General features: G+C 42.4%; 16 protein-coding genes. 15 read left to right on the forward strand and 1 reads right to left on the reverse strand.

The annotated features are described in order from the left end of the window. Window positions 1-346 precede the first annotated feature (346 nt). The 10 genes from OEG80_RS02775 (at window position 347) to OEG80_RS02820 (ending at window position 12,063) form a co-directional block, all read left to right on the forward strand. Window positions 347-1,711 (forward strand): MFS transporter, encoded by a 1,365-nt coding sequence (locus OEG80_RS02775; protein ID WP_133105127.1) that lies wholly within the window; start codon window positions 347-349, stop codon window positions 1,709-1,711. A 108-nt stretch (window positions 1,712-1,819) separates the two neighbouring features. Next, window positions 1,820-2,479 (forward strand): single-stranded DNA-binding protein, encoded by a 660-nt coding sequence (gene ssb / locus OEG80_RS02780; RefSeq protein WP_020444130.1) that lies wholly within the window; start codon window positions 1,820-1,822, stop codon window positions 2,477-2,479. 497 nt (window positions 2,480-2,976) lie between these two features. Further along, window positions 2,977-3,300: an H-NS histone family protein gene (locus tag OEG80_RS02785; protein WP_020444129.1), complete on the forward strand. Its 324-nt coding sequence runs from the start codon at window positions 2,977-2,979 to the stop codon at window positions 3,298-3,300. Between the two features lie 216 nt (window positions 3,301-3,516). After that, window positions 3,517-4,347: a type II secretion system protein N gene (gene gspN / locus OEG80_RS02790; protein WP_263241642.1), complete on the forward strand. Its 831-nt coding sequence runs from the start codon at window positions 3,517-3,519 to the stop codon at window positions 4,345-4,347. Then, entirely contained in the window at window positions 4,348-5,250 is a 903-nt protein-coding gene (locus tag OEG80_RS02795; protein ID WP_263241643.1) for a type II secretion system protein N, read from the forward strand. It abuts the gene before it with no gap. 212 nt (window positions 5,251-5,462) lie between these two features. Continuing rightward, window positions 5,463-7,715 (forward strand): type II secretion system secretin GspD, encoded by a 2,253-nt coding sequence (gene gspD / locus OEG80_RS02800; protein WP_020444126.1) that lies wholly within the window; start codon window positions 5,463-5,465, stop codon window positions 7,713-7,715. Window positions 7,716-8,035: 320 nt separating this feature from the next. Next, window positions 8,036-8,191: a hypothetical protein gene (locus OEG80_RS02805; RefSeq protein ID WP_020444125.1), complete on the forward strand. Its 156-nt coding sequence runs from the start codon at window positions 8,036-8,038 to the stop codon at window positions 8,189-8,191. A 71-nt stretch (window positions 8,192-8,262) separates the two neighbouring features. Beyond that, window positions 8,263-9,273, forward strand: coding sequence for a TatD family hydrolase (locus OEG80_RS02810; RefSeq protein WP_263242457.1), 1,011 nt, complete (start codon window positions 8,263-8,265; stop codon window positions 9,271-9,273). 72 nt (window positions 9,274-9,345) lie between these two features. Further along, complete coding sequence (locus OEG80_RS02815; RefSeq protein WP_263241646.1) at window positions 9,346-10,242, forward strand: tRNA threonylcarbamoyladenosine dehydratase; 897 nt, start codon at window positions 9,346-9,348, stop codon at window positions 10,240-10,242. A gap of 21 nt (window positions 10,243-10,263) precedes the next feature. Beyond that, a complete protein-coding gene (locus tag OEG80_RS02820) occupies window positions 10,264-12,063 on the forward strand; it encodes a GAF domain-containing hybrid sensor histidine kinase/response regulator (protein ID WP_263241647.1) in 1,800 nt (599 codons plus the stop codon). Between the two features lie 127 nt (window positions 12,064-12,190). Here the strand turns inward: OEG80_RS02820 and efp are convergent, their stop codons facing one another. After that, on the reverse strand, window positions 12,191-12,763 hold the full coding sequence (efp, locus tag OEG80_RS02825; protein WP_011514270.1) for an elongation factor P: 573 nt from the start codon (window positions 12,761-12,763) through the stop codon (window positions 12,191-12,193). A gap of 193 nt (window positions 12,764-12,956) precedes the next feature. On the opposite strand from efp, the gene epmB reads away from it, so the two are divergent. From epmB to OEG80_RS02850, 5 genes are all read left to right on the forward strand, one after another. Continuing rightward, complete coding sequence (gene epmB / locus OEG80_RS02830; protein WP_263241649.1) at window positions 12,957-13,964, forward strand: EF-P beta-lysylation protein EpmB; 1,008 nt, start codon at window positions 12,957-12,959, stop codon at window positions 13,962-13,964. 175 nt (window positions 13,965-14,139) lie between these two features. After that, window positions 14,140-15,846, forward strand: a complete 1,707-nt coding sequence (locus OEG80_RS02835) for a hypothetical protein (protein WP_263241650.1) — start codon at window positions 14,140-14,142, stop codon at window positions 15,844-15,846. Window positions 15,847-16,084: 238 nt separating this feature from the next. Next, window positions 16,085-18,178, forward strand: coding sequence for an EAL domain-containing protein (locus OEG80_RS02840; protein ID WP_263241651.1), 2,094 nt, complete (start codon window positions 16,085-16,087; stop codon window positions 18,176-18,178). Between the two features lie 143 nt (window positions 18,179-18,321). After that, window positions 18,322-18,777 carry a c-type cytochrome gene (locus tag OEG80_RS02845; protein ID WP_263241653.1) on the forward strand — a complete coding sequence of 152 codons (456 nt, stop codon included), beginning with the start codon at window positions 18,322-18,324 and terminating at the stop codon, window positions 18,775-18,777. A gap of 67 nt (window positions 18,778-18,844) precedes the next feature. After that, entirely contained in the window at window positions 18,845-19,852 is a 1,008-nt protein-coding gene (locus OEG80_RS02850) for an AAA family ATPase (RefSeq protein WP_263241655.1), read from the forward strand. The last annotated feature ends 106 nt before the right edge of the window (window positions 19,853-19,958 follow it).

Genomic DNA, 19,958 nt, shown 5'->3' on the forward strand with positions numbered 1-19,958 from the left:
GGTTTGTTATAGATTTGGCAGAATAACGTCGTTTTGTAAAAAAATTTATCATAAATTTTTTCAGACTACAACGTTCTCAACGTCTTACTTTATTGTCATGATAGCTGCATTATTCAAGGTGCAATGACCCATCAGATGCACTTGGTAACAAAATTATTGCGTAAAATGAATGGCTTAAGTCGGTGTCCACTATGATGCTGAAGTAGGAGGGCAAAAGTCTCGGCAAGCAAACGGCGAATGTCTTATACTAGTGAGCTTAATTTGTAGGCTAAAGCCTTGATACAGTCGTAATAATACAAGCAGAGCTGCCGTGATAAACCAGCAATGATGAACCAGTGAGGCAAGTATGAATAGCGTAGAAAAACGGGCAATCCTCGGGGTCGGTGGCATCTTTGCCTTGCGGATGATTGGTTTGTTTATGATTGTGCCAGTATTTTCTGTGTATGGTGATAATTATGCGCATGCGACGCCGTTTCTGATTGGTTTGGCAGTCGGTATTTATGGGTTAGGACAAGCGATATTTCAGATTCCGATGAGCCTTGCCGCGGATAAGTTCCCGCGTAAGCCAATTATATTTTTAGGTCTTGTCTTGTTTGCCATCGGCGGTATTATTGCCGCCAATGCCACGGATATTTATGAAGTTATTATTGGTCGGGCGCTGGCAGGTAGTGGCGCGGTTTCGGCGGTATTGATGGCGCTGTTAGCAGACGTTACGCGCGAGGAGATGCGCACCAAAGCAATGGCAACCATGGGTTTGACCATTGCAACCTCTATTATGCTTGCTTTTGCCTTTGGTCCGTTATTGGTCGGCTCGCTTGGTATATCAGGATTGTTTTGGTTGACTGCAGGCTTTGCAGTTTTGGCGATGTTATTGTTACTGTTCGTCCCGACACCGCTACGGGTACTTAAGCACAATTTAGACAATAAATCTATTGGTCAGCAGTTAGCGACGGTACTAAAAATTGGTGATCTAAATCGCTTGCACATTGGCATATTTGCTCTGCATCTGACCATGACCGCTATCTTTGTTATTTTACCGCATCAGCTTAATGACGTACTAGGGTTGTCGGTACGTCAGCAAGGCTTGGTCTATTTGCCTTTATTGTTTATCGGTTTTGCCGTCGCGATACCTTTTATTATTATCGCAGAAAAGAAACGCAAAATGCGCCAAGTATTTTTAGCCGCGATTGCACTGATGACGGTTGCCTTAGCATTATTGGCGCTCGGTGGTCAGGTTGGCGTCGGTATTATATTAGGTTTATTGCTCTACTTTATGGGCTTTAATCTACTTGAAGCAACGATTCCTTCATGGATATCCAAGCGCGCACCAGTCGCCAATAAAGCCACTGCGATGGGGTTAAATTCATCCAGTCAGTTCTTTGGTGCTTTTGTTGGTGGCGCAATGGGCGGGTTGTTATTAAGTCAGCCTAATTTGTTGGCATGGGGCATATTGGCAATTATAATGGCCGCCTCTTTACTGCTGATTATTCCTATTGCTGATCCACCATATTTGTCAAGTACGACTGTGACGATACCAAAGAATATCGATATTCAGGACTGGTCACGGCAAATGCTGGCAGTAGAGGGTGTTGATGAGCTGGTGGTCATGGCAAAAGAACAGGTTGCTTATTTAAAATTGGACAAGACGCAGCTCACAGATACTTCGCGACAGGAGCTGTCGCATTTGGCGCAAAGCCCTCTAGATATTTAACAGAAAAATGGTTAAAGTAAAAGTATATTACTGCTAAGATTGAGGCTTTATATTAAAGACTCGATTAAAGCTGGTAATAAAATTATTCATAAGTAAAAGGACGATATCATGCGCGGTGTTAATAAAGTTATCATCATCGGTAACCTCGGTGCAGACCCTGAGGCACGTCAATTCAATAACGGCGGTAGCGTGACCAATATTTCGGTTGCGACATCAGAGCAGTGGACAGACAAGCAAAGCGGTGAAAAAAGAGAAGCAACAGAATGGCATCGTATTTCGTTGTTCAATCGCTTGGGTGAAATCGCTGCGCAGTATCTTCGTAAAGGCAGTAAGGTATATATCGAAGGCAGCTTACGTACCCGTAAATATCAAGATCCCAACGGACAAGACCGTTATATCACTGAAATTCGTGCTGAACAAATGCAAATGCTAGATGGCTCGACAGGTGGTAGTAATGATGCTGGTGGTGGCTTTGGTAGCAATAACCAAGGTGGTCAAAGCAACCAAGGTAGCTATGGTAATCAGGGCGGCGGATTTAGTAACCAAGGTGGCCAGAACGACTATGGTCAGCAAGGAGGCAATCAGCCCGCTCAACAAGGCGGTTATAATCAAGGCGGCAGTGCGTCACAGGGTGGTCATCAAAATAGCTTTAACAATCAGAATGCGCCCGCTCAGCAGAATCAATTTAATAAACCGACTCAAGCACCAGCGCAGTCGAAGCCTACAGCAATGCCAGATGGCCCTGTAGACGATGACATTCCGTTTTAAATCATATAAGAAAGGAAGTGTAAAGAAATAAACTTAGAGCCTTGCTAATGCAAGGCTTTTTAGTATGTATAGATAATGAAAGTGTAAGGAGTCATTTATATAATTAAGTCATTTTAAAATCGATATGCCAACAGAACCTGTGCATCAATGTGCCTGATAATAACTATACAGCCCTAATCATTACGGAGGCTATTTAAAGAAAGATTAATAAGTAATGCTATTTATTTAATATCATTGATTGCCATCGAATTAACCACCATTTATTGATTTTAGTAGAAAATAACGATAAGTCATTGTTATTGTCAGTATTTTTGTTTATATTAGCGTTGCTTATAATTTTAAGCATTCACACCATATTTATCAGTAGACAATCAAATTTTTATCAATATTCGAAAGATTTATTATTTAATAATTACTGTATTTAGTAATTCTTGATAAATCTATTTCTAGTATAAATGCTATTTATTTATACCCTTTATTTTAATGTGGAAAATACTATGAACAAAAGTAATGTTATTGATTTAAACAGCTTAAATGTTGATGAGCTACGTGCTATTACTGAAAATGCACAGCAGCTTATTGCTCAAAAGCAACACCAGCGCTTGTATGATGCTTATACGCAGTTTGAAAAAATCGCTGAAGAAAGCAATGCCAGTATCGAGGAGATTTTACAAGCGGGCGAAAAACTAGAAAAGAAGCGTAGCATTAAATACCGTAATACCGACAATGACGAAGAAACATGGACTGGTCGCGGACGTAAACCAACATGGTTAGTAGAGGCATTAGCCGCAGGTCGTCGTCTTGAAGATTTTGCTATTTAATTTTCTAATGGATAGTCGCTGTTATATTTAGCAACGAACGCTCTGTCTATAAAGTTCTGTTTGATTAACAAGTAGATCGAACCTTTATAGGCAGATAAAAGCCAGTATCTTTTTACCACTATTTTGGTAAAAAGATACTGGCTTTTTTGCTGTCATCTGTATGCTATTGTTTGCTATGATAATGACGTTTTTACCTGATATAAGAGTTATGCCATCGTGCCCCAAGTATCTGCCTCGTCTCATAAGCGTCCCCGTAAGCTGTGGTGGTTAATTGGACTTGTCTTGTTCGCGCTATTTGCTATTTTGCAAATGCCGGCAGCATGGCTACTTGAAAAATATGCACCAGAGACGCCTTATGTGCAGCATGTGTCCGGTAACGTATGGCAGGGCGCTGCAATTTGGCAGATACCTCTGTCAGCGACGCCATTGATCGGGGCGGCTGAATGGTCGTGGCAGCCGTGGCATTTATTATTGGGTAAGTTTGGTGCGAAGATTGATATTTCATCAGAGCAAACTCGCCTCAGTGGGCAGGTAAAAATAGGCGCAAATTCTTGGGAAGTAAAAGACATGAGCGGTAAAATTGCGCCTGAGACTTTGACTCGGGTTGTCGATTGGCAATTACCAAATACGCCAATTCAGGTCAATAATATCTCGCTCAAACGTCAGTCTGGTTCAAACGATGGTGACTCAAACAGTGACTCCAATAGAAACATGTCGGGCTTTCGTCAAGCGTCAGGTCAGCTGACATGGATTGGCGGCGAGCTTGGCTATCCTAGCGGCGGCAAAATATTTTATCTCACCATACCTGCGCTGCGTGCTGAGCTGAGCACCGAGCAAAAAAATAACAAAAATCTGCTGCATATCAATCTTGTCAACAATCAAGACAAGCGTTTAGGCGACTTGTATCTTGATGGCGATAATATGTTGGATGTCAGCTTGACCCAGCGTCTGCTCGAGAGTATGCCTGAATACAAGGGCAAAGCGCCGCAAGATACGCCTGTGGTTAGTGTACGTCAACCACTGTTAAATGGGCTAGGGACACGCTAGATGATGACGCTCCCTACAAGCTTAAAACCTGTGCTAAATATTTTTAACCGCTTTGCCGTTTGGCTGCTATTATTGGCAATCGCTTGGTTAAGCTGGACGGCAGCGCGACTCTTATGGCTACTGCTTGCGCCACCGTTAGCGCCTGCATTACCACTGGTACCTTTACAGGATAACGCCTTATCCGCTCCAGATTATAGTAGTCTATTTGCTATTTTTGCCGACCCTGATCCTATCGCTGCTGTAGTGCAGCCGCCGCCTAATATTGTGCTAAAGGGTGTATTGCTGGCCATTCCAGAAAGTTTGTCTTCGGCACTTCTAGAGGTCAACGGTGAAGTCAAAAACTACCGAATTGGTGACACCTTAAAAGACAGCGATTACACGTTGGTTGCGGTTGCTTGGAACGAGATTATTATCGCTGATACTATTGACAAGGAAACGGTGATTCGTATGCCAGAAGCCATGCCACTTGATCAAAGTGCGATGATCGCAGGCGGGGTCAGTAATCAGCGCTTGCAAGATGGCAATATGCTACCTAATGCGCCTGTGCCTGACCTAAGCAATACTGGTAATCAACTGGCTGCCGAAGCACCTAGCGACAGCGCGCCCAAATCTGCAATTGACGAAGCAGTGACTGAATTACAAGAAAACCCTGCCAGTTATTTAAGTAGAATGGGTGTAATGGCAGGAGGCGATAACTATCAAGTCACAGCAGCGATGCCTGCTAATATACGCAATCGCTTGGGACTTGAGTCTGGTGATCGAGTACTGAAAGTCAACGGGCAAAGCGTCGGTAGTAATCCTGCTCAGGATGCTCGCGTATTACAACAAGTGAAGCAATCAGGGGAAGCGCAGATAGAAGTACAACGTGGCGATCAAGTCATTACGATTCGGCAGCAGTTTTAGCATATATAAGTGACAAAAATGATTCTTCAAAATAAATATTTGTTGGTTGATATGATTGACGATATGATGGCCAACATAACTTAGTATCAATTAGAACTATGACTTATCAAAAGCATTAAAGAATCAGGACTTATCAAATCCAGTAACCATTATATTCAACATACGTTGAATTCAGTACATACCAAGCGCCATCACTGTAGGTAATCATCAATATGGTCAGTTCTTATAATTTTTCAGTCACACCTTTGCATCATATTTTGCAGCGTTTGATGCGATTGTGCCGTCCTCTCTGCTTGGCCATACCACTATGGGCGGCTAGTACTGGGCTGGTGAGTGCTGAAAGCTGGAAAGTCAATTTGCAAGATGCTGATATCAAAGCCTTTATCAATGAAGTGGCGACGATTACCAATCAAAACTTCGTCCTTGATCCGCGCATCAACGGTAATGTGACTGTGATCTCCAACAAGCCTTTGTCGCGTGATGAGATTTATCAGCTGTTTTTGAGCGTGATGCAAGTCAACGGTATCGCTGCTATCGATTCAGGAACAACGATTAAACTGGTGCCAGATAACGTCGCCAAACAAACTGGTGTTGCTGTTGATTTACGTGGTGAGAGCGTCGGTGAAACCTTGGCAACGCGGGTGATTTATCTGACGAATACCCAAGCAGCGGAAGTCTTGGGCGTTATCCGTCCACTTATGCCGCCGTCTGCACATGCCGCTGCTGTGCCTGGAGTCAATGCCTTAGTGCTGTCCGATCGTGCTGATAGCCTAAATCAGCTGACAGCGCTTATACGTGATTTAGACAGTAATGTAAATGACAGCTTACAAGTCATACCACTACGTCATGTCGATGCTGAACGTATGATGGAGTTGATTAGCGCGCTGGTGGCGAGTGCTGGTAGCGGTCAAGCAACTGGCAACAATCAGCTAAAGGTTATCGCCGACACTGCGAGCGATAGACTGTTGGTTAAAGGCAGTCCTGAGATGATTGCCAAGGTTCAAGAGATGGTCAATCAGTTGGACACAACGCCTTCAAGGCGCTTAAGTGGTCTGCGTGTTTTCCGCCTAAAATATGCCAGTGCCGGTCATATTGCTGAGATGCTGCGCGGTCTCCTTGCCAGCCAATCTATCAATAGCTCTGGCGGTTCTTCAACATTAGAGTCAGCATCATTGAATGATGCCGCTGCTACAGGATCGTCGCTAACTGGTGGTGCTAATAGTAAGGTAGGTAGCAATAGTATCGGTGGTACTGCTGCTACGCCTTTACCGAATAATAGTTCAGCGGGTACAAGTATCGGTATCGGTGGACGACCTTTTAGTATTATCGCTGATGAAACTCAAAACGCCGTCATTGTTAATGCAGCACCTGAGCTGATGTTTGAGATCGAAGATGCTGTCAATCAGTTAGACAGCCGCCGCTCGCAAGTATTGATTCAAGCGGCTATTGTTGAAGTATCAGGCGATGATGCAACGCAGCTTGGGGTTCAGTGGGCACTGGGTAATGCCAATAGCGGTTATGGCGTGGTGAACTTTAATAACGTGGGCGCAAGTGCAGTTTCGCTTGCTGCTGCTGCTTTATCAGGTGGTACAGGGATAAGCGCGGCAGCAGGCTCCATTGCTGGTGCTTTGTTAGGTATTGGCAGTAGTAGTAAAGACAGCAAAGGCAATGCCCAGTTCTATGGTGCTATCTTGCAAGCGCTTGATTCTTCTACCAGTGCCAATCTGCTATCCATGCCATCGATTTTGACCTTGGACAATGAAAAAGCCAGTATCTTAGTGGGTCAAAACGTACCTTTTGTGACAGGCTCCTACACCACGGGTAGTGACTCTTCGACGAACCCCTTTCAAACCATTGATCGCCAAGATATTGGTATCAATCTAAACGTCATCCCGCATATTGGTGCAAACGGCACCGTACGTTTAGAGGTATCACAGGAAGTCTCTTCAGTCGTACCGGGTAGTGCTGGGAATGCCAGCGGTCTTATCACCAATAAAAGCCTGATCAATACTACCATTTTGGCAGATGATCAGCAGACCATTGCTTTAGGTGGCTTGATGCGCGACAACTCCACTACGCGCCAACAAAAAGTGCCAGGTTTGGGTAATGTACCCCTTATCGGTCGACTGTTCCGATCGGACAATGACAATAGCCAAAAAAGCAATTTAATCATATTTTTACAGCCGACTATCCTCCGTGATGGCGGTGCAGTAGCAAGCGTGACAGAGCGTAAATACAATCAGATGCGCGTCCTTCAGCTGGTTATTGATAAAAACGGTACGATTAAACAGCTGCCATTAAGCGGTACCGAAGGTTGGAATGGTGATATTAGTGCTGATTACGAGCTTATGCCACTCAATCCTTTGATTCCTAAACGGGATCAAAAGCCAAAAACAACTTCCAAAGGTTTTACTCGTGTTGATAGTCCAAGCACAGGTATCACAACTTATCCCTTAAATCGTTAAGCGCTTTTATGGCTGTTCGCTAATAAATTATCTAGGATTTTAAGCGCTTATCAAACTCTGCTTTCATATCTCTCTTAAAGTTTTACTATACTTAAAAGTACGGTGTATTACATACACCGTACTTTAGTTTGCGTATTCATATAATAGATAAACATATGCCTTGGCTATACGCGTATAATAAAAACAGATAACATGGGTATGTCACACTTTTGCTGATAGTACGATATATTTGTTAAAATAGATAAAGGTCACCTATAAAGCCGTATTTATCAAATATCGGCTAAGTACTATTCGTCAGTTAATTTTAAAAGGTAACTATAATGGCAAGCACTAATAATAAAAAAAAGTGGCTGGCATTAAGCGTAGTGGGTATTGCATTGGTACTGATACCAAGACGCAGTAGTCAAAAGGCGCACAAACCAGTGCCTGAAAATTATGACCCTATAGAAAAAGCTAAAAGTACAGATAGTGAGTAAAATGATTATTTAGAAAGTAGTTAATGGGAAAGCTGACTTATCATAGCAATGATGAATTTTGGAGTTTCTTGATGACGGCGATTGATACACCAGCTATCAATAGTAAAGTAAGAACGAAGATTTTTCCTTTAATTGATACTCATACGCATTTTGATGCTCCTGTGTTTGATAAGGATAGAGGTGAGCAGGCGCAATTTGCCTATGATAAAGGTGTGCGCCATTTAGTTTTGGTTGGTTACTTGCACCGATATTTTGTACGGCTTTATGAGAATCAGCAGCAGATAAATGATCTTTGTCAATTGGATAAAAAAAATTGTTTGAACCAAAAAAAACGTTTTCCTAAAGTACATATTGCGCTAGGTTTACATCCTTTTTATATTGAGCAGCATACAGAAGCCCATTTGGAAGAAATGGCGCAAATGCTAAATGAACAGCGTCCATTGGCCATTGGTGAAATAGGTTTAGATACTTTTACCGATGCCATGAAGCAGCCTGAAACGTTTGCCAAACAACAGCGGTTTTTTATTGCGCAGTTAGATATGGCAGTGGCACATCAGCTACCTGTTATGCTGCATATTCGTAAAGCACATGCCAAAGCACTGGCTTTACTAAAAGCACATAATTATGACGCGCATAAGCTTGGCGGCATTGCCCATAGTTTTAGTGGTGGTGTACAAGAAGCCAAAGCCTTTGCGAAATTAGGGTTTAAGCTTGGCGTGACTGGGCAAATAACCAATCCCAATGCGAAAAAACTGCGCCTTGCCATTCAAGCTGCGGTTGAGAGTTATGGTATTGACTGTTTGGTTATCGAGACAGATTGCCCCGATATGATGCCTATCCTAGGCCAGACGCTAGATAATAATTTAGAAGATGCGTCATCTAATAACGCGTCTGTGCTTGGACGAGATAAAAATAGCGAATCGGATGATACGTCTATGCATAGTAGGAATGTTCCTGCTAATTTGCTTTACGTACTACATAGCTTGAGCGAATTACTAAATGTTCCTGCGGCTATCCTCGCTCAGCAATTGTGGCTCAACAGTTGTAATGCTTTGCAAACTAAGTGGTCTTATACGCTTTGAAGTTTTTAGCGCATACTAATTAATATACAAATGTTTTAACAATAAAATTTTTGAAAGAGTTTCCACATCGTTATGAATGAAGACACACACATGCAGTCAGATATTATCCAACCAGAGCCTATCGAAGAGCAGATTTTTGTACCTGAAACATTAGAGACACCTGATAGAGATAGAGATGCCGAGCAGTATGAGCGCCGTTTTAAAGGTACTCAGACACTGTATGGTAATGCTGCAGTAGATACATTTTCTGCTGCGCATGTTTATGTTATTGGTGTAGGAGGTGTCGGTTCCTGGGCAGCAGAGGCTTTGGCGCGTACGGCTGTCGGTACTATTACGCTAATTGATTTAGATATATTGGTAGCATCCAATGTCAATCGGCAGCTGCCCGCTTTAGATAGTAGCTTTGGGCAAAGTAAAATTGAGGCGATGGCAGCACGTATTCGTGAAATCAATCCAAAAGCTACGTTGCATTTGGTTGATGATTTTTTGACCACTGAAAATGTCGCAACATTGCTACCCAGTCGTGAAGAAGCAAAAACGGCGTCACAAACCGCTCCGATTGTGATTTTAGACTGTATCGATGATATGGATGCCAAGCTTGCCATTGCTTTGCATTGCCGTTTTAACAAACTAAAATTGGTCTGTGCTGGCGGGGCAGGTGGTAAAATAGACCCCAGTCAGATCAGAGTCGGCGATTTACGAGACACCTATCAAGATCCATTATTGGCCAAATTGCGCAATAAATTGCGTCATGAAAAGGGCATTAATAGTGCCCTAAAAGAGAAATTTGGTATCAAGTGTGTTTATTCGACAGAACCACCGCGCGTAGACAAGAGCTGTCAAACAGGTGGTTTGCACTGTGGTGGTTATGGCTCGGCGGTCGTCGTCACCTCAGTAGTTGCCATGCTTATGGTGAGTGAGGCATTACAATTATTGCTTAAGCAGGCGGCTGTTAAACCAAGCCTCTGATATGAATTTATGGAGTCCACCTTGTCTATATCCAACGTACCAGACTTTGATTACCCCATCGCTATAGATGAAGTTGAGCGTATTAATAAGCTCAAAAAATATCAGGTGCTCAATAATAATGAAGAACCTTCTTTTGCACGCTTAACTGAGCTTGCCAAACTGTTTTTTAATATGCCAGTGGTGACCATTACCTTTATGGATGGGGACACCCAGTATTTAAAATCTGTTCATGGGCTTGGTGGTGTTTGTACGACGACGCGTAAAGTCGCTATTTGTAATTATACCGTGCTCTCAGATAACGTTTTTGTGGTGCCAGATTTAACCAAAGACAGTCGATTTAATCAAAATCCATTGGTTACCGATTGGCCTAAGATACAGTTTTATGCGGGTGCTCCCATTATTATGCATGAAGACGGTAAAACCTATCGTTTGGGCTCACTATGTTTGATGGATATGCAGCCTCACCATGATTTTACTGACAAACAAGCGGATTTATTGGCTCAGTTTGCGATGATGGCAGCCGATGCTTTACAGCTACAAGAGCAGCAGCGTAATGCTAAATATGCCAATGAGATGAAGTCAGCGTTTTTGGCCAATATGAGCCATGAGATACGCACACCGATGAATGGTATCATCGGTATGGTTGAGATGCTCAGTGACACCATGCTGAGCGTTGAACAAAGAGAATATATCGAGAATATAAAAGTATCAAATGAGCATTTGCTCGCGATTATCAATGGTATTTTAGACTTATCAAAAGTCGAAGCCGGTAAAATGACTATCGATTCTATTCCGATGAATCTATCTAGTCTCTGTAATGAGGTCGTTAGCTTATTTGCTATCAAAGCTCGCCAACGTGGCTTGGTTTTAGACTATCACTATACCGAGTCACTATCGCCTTATGTTAAAGGAGATCCCGTACGTCTTAAGCAAGTCATGGTAAATTTGGTCAATAATGCGATTAAATTTACCCGTGAAGGCGGGCGTGTAACGATTGATGTTAAACATATGCAAGACAATCCTTGTCTAGATAATAAGGATTGCGATCAGGCTAAAGGAAGTAATGATAGTCGTTTAGATTTTGCCATTGATGATAAAAATAGTACAACGATTCATCAAGAAATGACTTTATGTATTGAGGTTACGGATACGGGCGTCGGTATTAAGTCTGAATCATTAAAGGCAATATTTGATGCTTATGATCAAGCAAATAAATATACCCATAGGCTTTATGGTGGTACCGGACTTGGATTGTCTGTTTGTAAGTCTCTAGTGGAGCTAATGGGTGGCTATATTGAAGTAGATAGCGTAGTCGGTATTGGCACGACCTTTAGAGTATTATTGCCGCTACCGTGTATTGCTACAGAAGATTATGAGATATGGCAAGCGGACAATGACTTTACAATAACGTTGCCGAGTGATGAGCTGGTCGGTCATATCTTGTTGGTTGAGGATGACAGTGTGAACGCGATGATTGCCAAAAAAGCCCTTAATAATGGTGGTCATACGGTCACTCACGTCAATGACGGGCAACAAGCTATCGAGATATTTGCCTTATATCCTGAGCGTTATGATGTGATTTTGATGGATCATCACATGCCGATTATGGATGGGGTACAGGCAACCATCAAACTTCATGAGCTCTATGCTCCCCAAGATTTGCCACCTATTATTGCGTTGACTGCCAATGCAATGGATGGCGAGCGTAAAAAATACCTTGATGTGGGTATGCAGGATTATTGTACAAAGCCTTTCAAACAAGAGCAGCTGAATGCGTTGGTTCAATATTGGTTGATGCATAAGCAATCATTAGAACAATAACTGGCAGTCTAATTCCACCCTTTATTATTCATGACTTATTTGCTAGCCATTAAAAAAGCTTAACCTCTCTCTGAGCGGTTAAGCTTTTTTGTTTTTACAGACAGACTAGAGCTATCTATTAATAGCTTTAGCTAACGCGCGTTTGATAATCGCCAGTACGAGTATCTACACGTACTACTTCACCTTGCTGCACAAATAATGGTACACGTACCACAGCGCCAGTCTCTAACGTTGCAGGCTTGCCGCCGCCGCCTGAGGTATCACCACGTACACCCGGATCGGTTTCAGTGATTTGCAATTCAACGAAGTTTGGCGGTGTTACTGAAAGAGGAGCACCGTTGAATAAAGTGATGGTACATAGTGCATTGCTGTTTTCTTTTAACCACTTTATTGAATCGCTCATCGCTGTTTTGTCCGCTTGAATCTGCTCAAAACTCTCAGGATGCATGAAATGCCAAAATTCACCATCGTTATAGAGATAGTTCATTTCAGTGTCCATGACATCAGCAGCTTCTAAGCTATCGCCTGACTTAAAGGTTTGTTCCAATACTTTACCACTACGAAGATTGCGCAATTTAACACGGTTAAAGGCCTGTCCTTTACCAGGTTTGACAAACTCGTTTTCAAGAATGGCACAAGGGTTGCCATCGAGCATGACTTTGAGACCAGATTTAAATTCATTGGTAGAAAAACTTGCCACGGAAGACTCCTAAGGGTTTAGAAAAAGGGTTTAAAAAAAGGATGATAAATATTTTTAGTGAAAATGGAGTGCCAGATTTACCGTGCTAAAAGATATGAGCCATTCTGGTACATAAACGATAGGACGTTTGCTTTGATAGGCGACGCCCTAACAGCGTATAATATCGGCTTTTGGGCACAGGTATTAGGTTGTCATGATAAACCATTTAATCACACAAAAAAACTGGCAAACGCAATTATCCGAAGCCATTACCTCTATTGATGAGCTGCTTGAGATATTAGAGCTACAATCTCTGCGCTCAGAGGTCTACGTGCCTAAACATTTTGAGCTGCGAGTACCGCGTGCCTTTGTGGCAAAAATGACCGTTGGTGATCGTGATGATCCTTTATTAAGACAGGTATTACCCAATCATAAAGAGCAAATGGCAGTGGCGGGCTATGTGGCTGACCCACTAGCCGAAAATGCGCATAATCCTGTCAAAGGCGTGCTGCATAAATATCAATCAAGACTGCTATTAACCATTACTGGTGCTTGCGCGATTCATTGTCGTTACTGCTTTCGTCAGCATTTTGACTATAGTGCCAATATGCCAACTGCCAGCGCAAAACAGGATATTATCGATTATATCAGCGCCCATCCTGAGGTTAATGAAGTTATCTTAAGTGGCGGTGATCCATTAAATGTGACCAATAGACGTCTATTTGCTTGGCTAGATACTTTGGAGGCGATTGGGCAACTGACAACCATTCGTATACATACCCGTCTGCCGCTCGTGATTCCAGCAAGGCTTGATGATGCGCTATTAGAGCGTTTGGCACAAAGCCGTTGTCAAATCGTTATGGTCATTCATGGTAATCATGCCAATGAGATTGATGCGTTGACCGCAGAGTATTTGCAGCGCGCTCGTGCCGCAGGAATTACTTTATTAAATCAAGCGGTACTTTTAAAAGGTATCAATGACAGCGTTAGTGCGCAAACGGCATTGAGTCAGCGTTTATTTGCAGCGGGCGTGTTGCCCTATTATCTACATGTACTAGATAAAGTGGCGGGCGCGGCTCATTTTGACAGTGATGAGAAATTTGCCATTGAGCTTTATTGGTCGCTATTGGCTAAATTACCGGGCTACCTAGTACCCAAACTGGTCAGAGAATTGCCAAACGAACCTTTCAAGGTGCCAATTAATGTTTACAATAATAGGTAAATTGTGCACTATGATAGGGTTTTTATTTTGGCCAATACATAACAAGAAATAGATTTGAGAAAATTATAAATAAGCAACATATATAGAAGAATGGTTAGGTATGATAGTAATATTCTTTTTTAAGAATATATCCTTCTACACTCATGGATAACTTACGCAATTACTAAGGATGGTAATGGTAAATTTATCGACGTTTCAAGCGTATTTAGCGGCTGAACCCCCTTTGTTAGAAGCTTGCAATAAGTCTAAGAGTAGCAATGAGCCGCACTTGCATAAATGGGCGGCACTATTGCCAGCGCAAACAGAGACCCAGCAAGTCGAACAAATAGAAAAAGTATTAACAGAATTGCGTCTGATTCCTACTGATGATAGGCAGCGTTTAAGATTGATTAAGATTGTCACTAATGCTGCCAGTCAGCTAATTGCGGCGCTACGCCAACAGTACATTTATGAGACAGGGGCGCTCAATAAAGCTCAGCTTGGCTATGTTGCTCAGGTGAAGTCGCTGTACTATTCATTGATTATGATCTATGACGGCGTGATACGCCGCGAAATTATCCTTTTAAAGGATAAGCAGCAAGCACCTTCAAGTAATCTGTTGCAGCGCTATTTTATCAGTGAAAAATCATCTCCTGTTACCTTGGCGATTGCCACTTACCAAACGCTACTGATGTATCAAAAACTGCTATTTGAAGATAGCTTTTACTATCAAAAGTCGCCAGCCTATATATGGGCTAATGTAAATAACTTATATCTTAACGCATGCCAGCAGCGAGCCTCACATATTGTACTGAGTGCTTACATTCCAGCGCAGCAAGGTGATACTCTCCATCATTTATATTGCCAAATATGCTTGCATGAGTTGCTAAATGTACGTGCACTGCGTCGACCTCATATCCTACTACTACAGCGTCTGCTGCCAGCGTGGAGTGCACATATAATTGCTACCATAGAGCCGCGCACAGCAACGCGAGTGTTCGTCAATCTACAGAGTAAAGAGCCGCCTACTTATTTAACTGCATTATCTACTATCAACCCATATGATGCTCATCACACCTGCTTATTTATAGAGCTTGAACCTTTAGTGACGTATTTACAATCGCGTATGAAAACCTTAATCGATACTGATCGAAGAGGGGTTGAGTATTTTCTGGTTAATACCGTTTCAATGGCGATAAGATATCGTTATATTCAACCAAAGCGCATGCCTCCTATCGATCACAATACAAAGCAAACAGCGACGATAATATCGGGTTTTAATGAAATACATTACCGTATCAGTAACGGTGAAGCTTTTAGCAGTTTAATAGCATCTAAAAACCTGCCAGATTATCAGCAGCCGCGTTATGATACCTTACCAAAAAATTTTGCTACCCATAAAGAATTAAGGGCGGATACATCTGAGGGTAATAATCAGTTGTCACACTTTCGTACCCTACGCTTATTTCTAGATTCATCTGAGCCAATTGATAAAATTGATGATCTCACTTCCATCGTACCACCTTTACAAATAATGAGCCTTTTTTTATTGTGTCGCAAAGATAAGGCTACCGCGCCTAAATGGTCCATGGGAGTAGTGCGTTGGCTTAATTTGGATAGCGCAAAACTCGAGCTTGAATGGCAAATCCTTGGTCATAAGATAATCGCCTGTGGAATTTGTCTACAAGATAGACAGAATCGCAGTCAGCATTTTGTGCCAGCGTTTGTCATCGGAGCAGATGAACACTTACAAACGTCTTATAGTCTATTGTTACCAACCTCTCATTTTCAAACAGATGATAAGGTTATCATGCGTATTAATGACCAACAGAAATCTTTGCGCTTGGGTCGTAGTCTAATGGTGACTGATGAATTTAGCCAATATGAAGGGGTGCAGGGTTAATGACGTTAATCTACATAAAAGCCGGACCTCTAAAGACCTAGTTACTCGTGTCATATAAAATTGCTATGTCGAATTATTTAACAATTACCATGATAAGTTAAGCAACAGTCGGCTAAATTATTGTTTATAATGACAACAATAACTACGACGCTGTTTCTTAATATTCTGCTATCTTTTATATATTTGACGACAGCTCAGCGGCGATTCATATTATTTTTTAAGATTAAAAAGGCTTTCTATGCGTACTCAGTCTCTCTTGAACTTATTGGTTATCGATGCTGATCAGCTTTATGCTGAGCGCCTTGTAGACTTGCTCGGTTCATACTATGACAGCGTGAATTTAGGTTTTTTGGACGATAAAGATGAGTTGCTAAAATCATTGCGTCAATCATGGGATGTGTTGGTTTTTGGTCAAGCGTATGATATGAATTTCACCGACGTGGTTGCTATCATTCAAGAGCAAGATATTGACTTACCATCGGTTTGTTTGATAAGTAAAAACACGGTAGCCAACGCTCACAATGACGAAGGCTTACCGTCTATTATGAATGGTACGATGGTTAAGGCACTCTATGTAGAGCAAGAAATGGCAGTCATCATGGCTATTCGCTTATTGCACGAAAACTTGCACAGTCGCCAACAGCTTAAGACATTGCAGTCTGTGCTCTCTGAGGCAGAACAGCGCGCAAACGTATTGATTAAAAACTCAAAAAGCGCAGTCGCATACATTGATCAAGGGATTCATATCTTTGCCAATGATCCGTATCTGCAGTTATTTGGTTTTGAGGCGATGAACGATATTATCGGTATACCTGTGATTGATTTGATTGCAGGCGGTGATAATGTTAAAGCTGTTAAACAGTTTTTACGTCAGTTCGACAAAGGGAACCGTAAAGACGTTGAGTTTAATTTTGAGAGTAGACGTAAGGATGGCAGTACGTTCGAAGCAAAACTACAGTTGGCAATAGCGACACTAGATGGTGAGCCGGTCACCCAGATTATTATTCAACAAAATAATAGCAATAGCATTGAGGTCGCCAAACGTTTGGCTGAAGCTGAGCGTAAAGACAGCTTGACGGGCATTGATAATCGCCACAGCTTTGAAGAGCAGCTGGCGGCAGCATATGAGCAGGCACGAAAAGGGGCTTTAACGGCGGCACTCTTGTATGTGCAACTCGATAATGTCGGAAAAATTAGAAGCAGTTTAGGTCTGCAAGGTATTGATAGCACGGTGAAACAAGTTGCTAACACCTTAGATGAGCTGGTAGTCGATGGTCATGTCAGTCGCTTTAGTGATACAGCATTCACTATTTTGGTAGAAAACCAGACGACAGCTGCGCTTAAAAAGCTGGCTGAACAGATTGGTATGAGTATCAGTAAGATGCTTATTGAAGTGGATAAGCGCACAACCAACACAACAGCAAGTACTGCTATTGTTAAAATTGAAAAAAATACGCCTGAGCCTAGAGTGCTGCTTGAGCGCGCCATGGATGCCATCAATCAAATCATGATAGAGACCTCCAATCATGGCGGCCGCTATCATTTATATGATGCAAGTGAACACGCCAATAGTGACGATCATGCGCTAGCAGAATCTCTGGTTGATGCCATTACCAATAATCGCTTTGAGTTATTGTTCCAGCCCATATATGACATCAATAATGACCGTAGTGATTTCTTTGAAGTATTCCTGCGGCTACCGCTAGCAGATGCTGAGAATACCGTATTGACTCCAGAACAGTTTATGGCGGTTGCAAAATCTCATCAATTATTAGAAAAAATAGACCGCTGGGTATTAATTAATGCCTGTAAGAGAATCAATGAAGTACGTAAAACCCATCCAGAGGCGCGGTTACTGGTACAGCTAACCAGTGCGTCCTTAATCGATAAAAAACTGCCCAGTGTTGCAAGCCAGCTCATCAATGCCATCGGTGGTAAAGCTGGGGCGTTGACACTGCAGTTCAATGAAAAAGACATCTCAGATTACTTAACAGTAGCGAAATCTCAATTCACCGCGCTCAGTCAGGTAAACTGCCAGCTTAGCATCAATAATTTTGGCTCATCCATAAAATCTGTGGAGCTTGCCAATTTTGTTCATCCTAATATGGTGCGTTTAGCCCATAATTATGTCGAAGGGATTGATGCCGCTGACAATTTAGAAACGGTCAAATCAATTATCGTACGTACCAATGAGATTAATGTTGATGTATTGATGCCTTATATTGAAGATGCTGCAACCATGTCTGTTGCATGGAGTGTCGGCGCACGCTACCTACAAGGCAATTATTTAGAAATGCCGAGTAACAGTATCAAAGTCTCTAATGAGAGTTAAGTCTTATTTTATATTCATAAATACTATATAGATACTCTGCATTTATGGTCTACAGACGGCTATCGATGTCTATCAACCTTTGCATTATAGGATGTTTGATGTAGACTCATCGACATCAATACCTATTAATTAAAGATGACACCATGTCTATAGTCAACAAATATCAACTGGTCGGTATGCTTGTCGCCGCTTTGCTGCTAAGTGCTTGTGAGAAAACGCCGCCTGATTATCGTGCTACTGTCACGCTACCGCTTTATATTGAAGGCGATGCCGATAATGGTGCACTCATATATCAAGATGCTTGTGGTCAGTGTCATCAGTTAAACCCCGGTCTCAATAAAAAAGGCCCACAGCTGATGAATATTTATGGCGCGCCAGCAGCGGAACTTGCAGATTATACTTATAGTGAAGGACTTAAAGCCTCGGGTTGGGTATGGGATTCTAAAACGCTTGATACTTATATTGCGGATGCTGAAAAAGCCATGCCAGATTCGAAAATGCTGTCAGACCCGATGCCAGATTCTAAAGAGCGCGCTGATGTGATTGCCTACTTGTCTACCCTTCGCGCAGCTGCCCCAAGTGTTGAAAATGACAAATAACCCTTACCTGATACCTTTTGTTTTCCTCATAAATTAAACCCATAATCGCCTTAACGCAGCCACTAATATGCTCCTTTCATCGAAACATCAGCTGATATCAGAAACGCGTCCTCAAACAGTGCCTAGTGCTGCTGATTATAGCCATAATCAGCAAAAAATTGCTCAGTTAATGGCGCAATTGAATCAAATCGTATTGGATAAATCGCAAGTAGTTAAGCTTGCGCTTAGTGGTATTTTAGCAGGTGGTCATTTATTGCTACAAGACTTGCCGGGTATGGGTAAGACGACCTTGGCACAAGGTTTAGCCCAATTATTAGGCTTGAGCTTTAGCCGTGTGCAGTTCACCAATGATATGCTGCCTGCCGATATATTGGGCATGAGTATCTACGATCAAAATAAGCGCCAATTTGAGTTTCGAGCAGGTCCTATCTTTACTCAGCTGCTGCTCGCTGATGAGATCAATCGCTCAAGCCCCAAGACCCAGAGCGCCTTACTTGAAGCGATGGAGGAGCGGCAAGTGACACAAGATGGGCAAAGTTATCCCTTACCCAAGCCATTTTTTGTGATAGCCACTCAAAACCCTTTACAGCAAGCAGGTGTTTACCCACTTCCTGAGTCGCAGCTAGATCGATTTTTATTGTGCTTATCGCTTGGTTATCCATCAGCTGCAGCAGAGCGGGCATTATTAAAAGGTCAAGATCGCCGTGAGCTTTTAAACAGTTTGGGTGCAGTGCTTGATACAGAAGCGGTGTTATTGGCGCAGCAAGGGGTTAAGCAGGTACACATCGCAGATGTTGTCTTGGATTATCTGCAGCGACTGGTCGCAAAGACGCGGGCAAGCCAAGAGTATCATGGGCTGTCGCCGCGCGGTTTATTGTCGCTACAGCGCGCCGCGCAGGCTTACGCCTATGTATCAGGACATATGGAGGTCACGCCTGAAGATATTCAAGCGGTATTTGCTGCAGTCACCGACCATCGTTTGGGTCAGCGTTTTGTGCCAGCCCATGTCACTGGCGGGCAAGCTACCCCGACCATTTCTCAACGTATTTTGGCAGAAGTAGCAGTTATTGTTTAAATGTTTATGATTCGATAAATGCTCATCTAAAATCATTTAACACTGAAGGCGATTCTCTAAGTGGTTATTCAACATATTGGTATCGAACGCTTTCTCTGAATATCAA

Source organism: Psychrobacter sp. SC65A.3 (assembly GCF_025642195.1).
Lineage (GTDB): Bacteria > Pseudomonadota > Gammaproteobacteria > Pseudomonadales > Moraxellaceae > Psychrobacter > Psychrobacter cryohalolentis.

Coding starts and splice junctions, on each gene's coding strand:
- OEG80_RS02850 (WP_263241655.1), top strand. CDS start 18,845: ATGCTCCTTTCATCGAAACATCAGCTGATATCAGAAACGCGTCCTCAA.
- OEG80_RS02815 (WP_263241646.1), top strand. CDS start 9,346: ATGAATGAAGACACACACATGCAGTCAGATATTATCCAACCAGAGCCT.
- epmB (WP_263241649.1), top strand. CDS start 12,957: ATGATAAACCATTTAATCACACAAAAAAACTGGCAAACGCAATTATCC.
- OEG80_RS02845 (WP_263241653.1), top strand. CDS start 18,322: ATGTCTATAGTCAACAAATATCAACTGGTCGGTATGCTTGTCGCCGCT.
- OEG80_RS02835 (WP_263241650.1), top strand. CDS start 14,140: ATGGTAAATTTATCGACGTTTCAAGCGTATTTAGCGGCTGAACCCCCT.
- gspD (WP_020444126.1), top strand. CDS start 5,463: ATGGTCAGTTCTTATAATTTTTCAGTCACACCTTTGCATCATATTTTG.
- ssb (WP_020444130.1), top strand. CDS start 1,820: ATGCGCGGTGTTAATAAAGTTATCATCATCGGTAACCTCGGTGCAGAC.
- OEG80_RS02805 (WP_020444125.1), top strand. CDS start 8,036: ATGGCAAGCACTAATAATAAAAAAAAGTGGCTGGCATTAAGCGTAGTG.
- OEG80_RS02775 (WP_133105127.1), top strand. CDS start 347: ATGAATAGCGTAGAAAAACGGGCAATCCTCGGGGTCGGTGGCATCTTT.
- OEG80_RS02840 (WP_263241651.1), top strand. CDS start 16,085: ATGCGTACTCAGTCTCTCTTGAACTTATTGGTTATCGATGCTGATCAG.
- OEG80_RS02785 (WP_020444129.1), top strand. CDS start 2,977: ATGAACAAAAGTAATGTTATTGATTTAAACAGCTTAAATGTTGATGAG.
- OEG80_RS02795 (WP_263241643.1), top strand. CDS start 4,348: ATGATGACGCTCCCTACAAGCTTAAAACCTGTGCTAAATATTTTTAAC.
- OEG80_RS02810 (WP_263242457.1), top strand. CDS start 8,263: ATGACGGCGATTGATACACCAGCTATCAATAGTAAAGTAAGAACGAAG.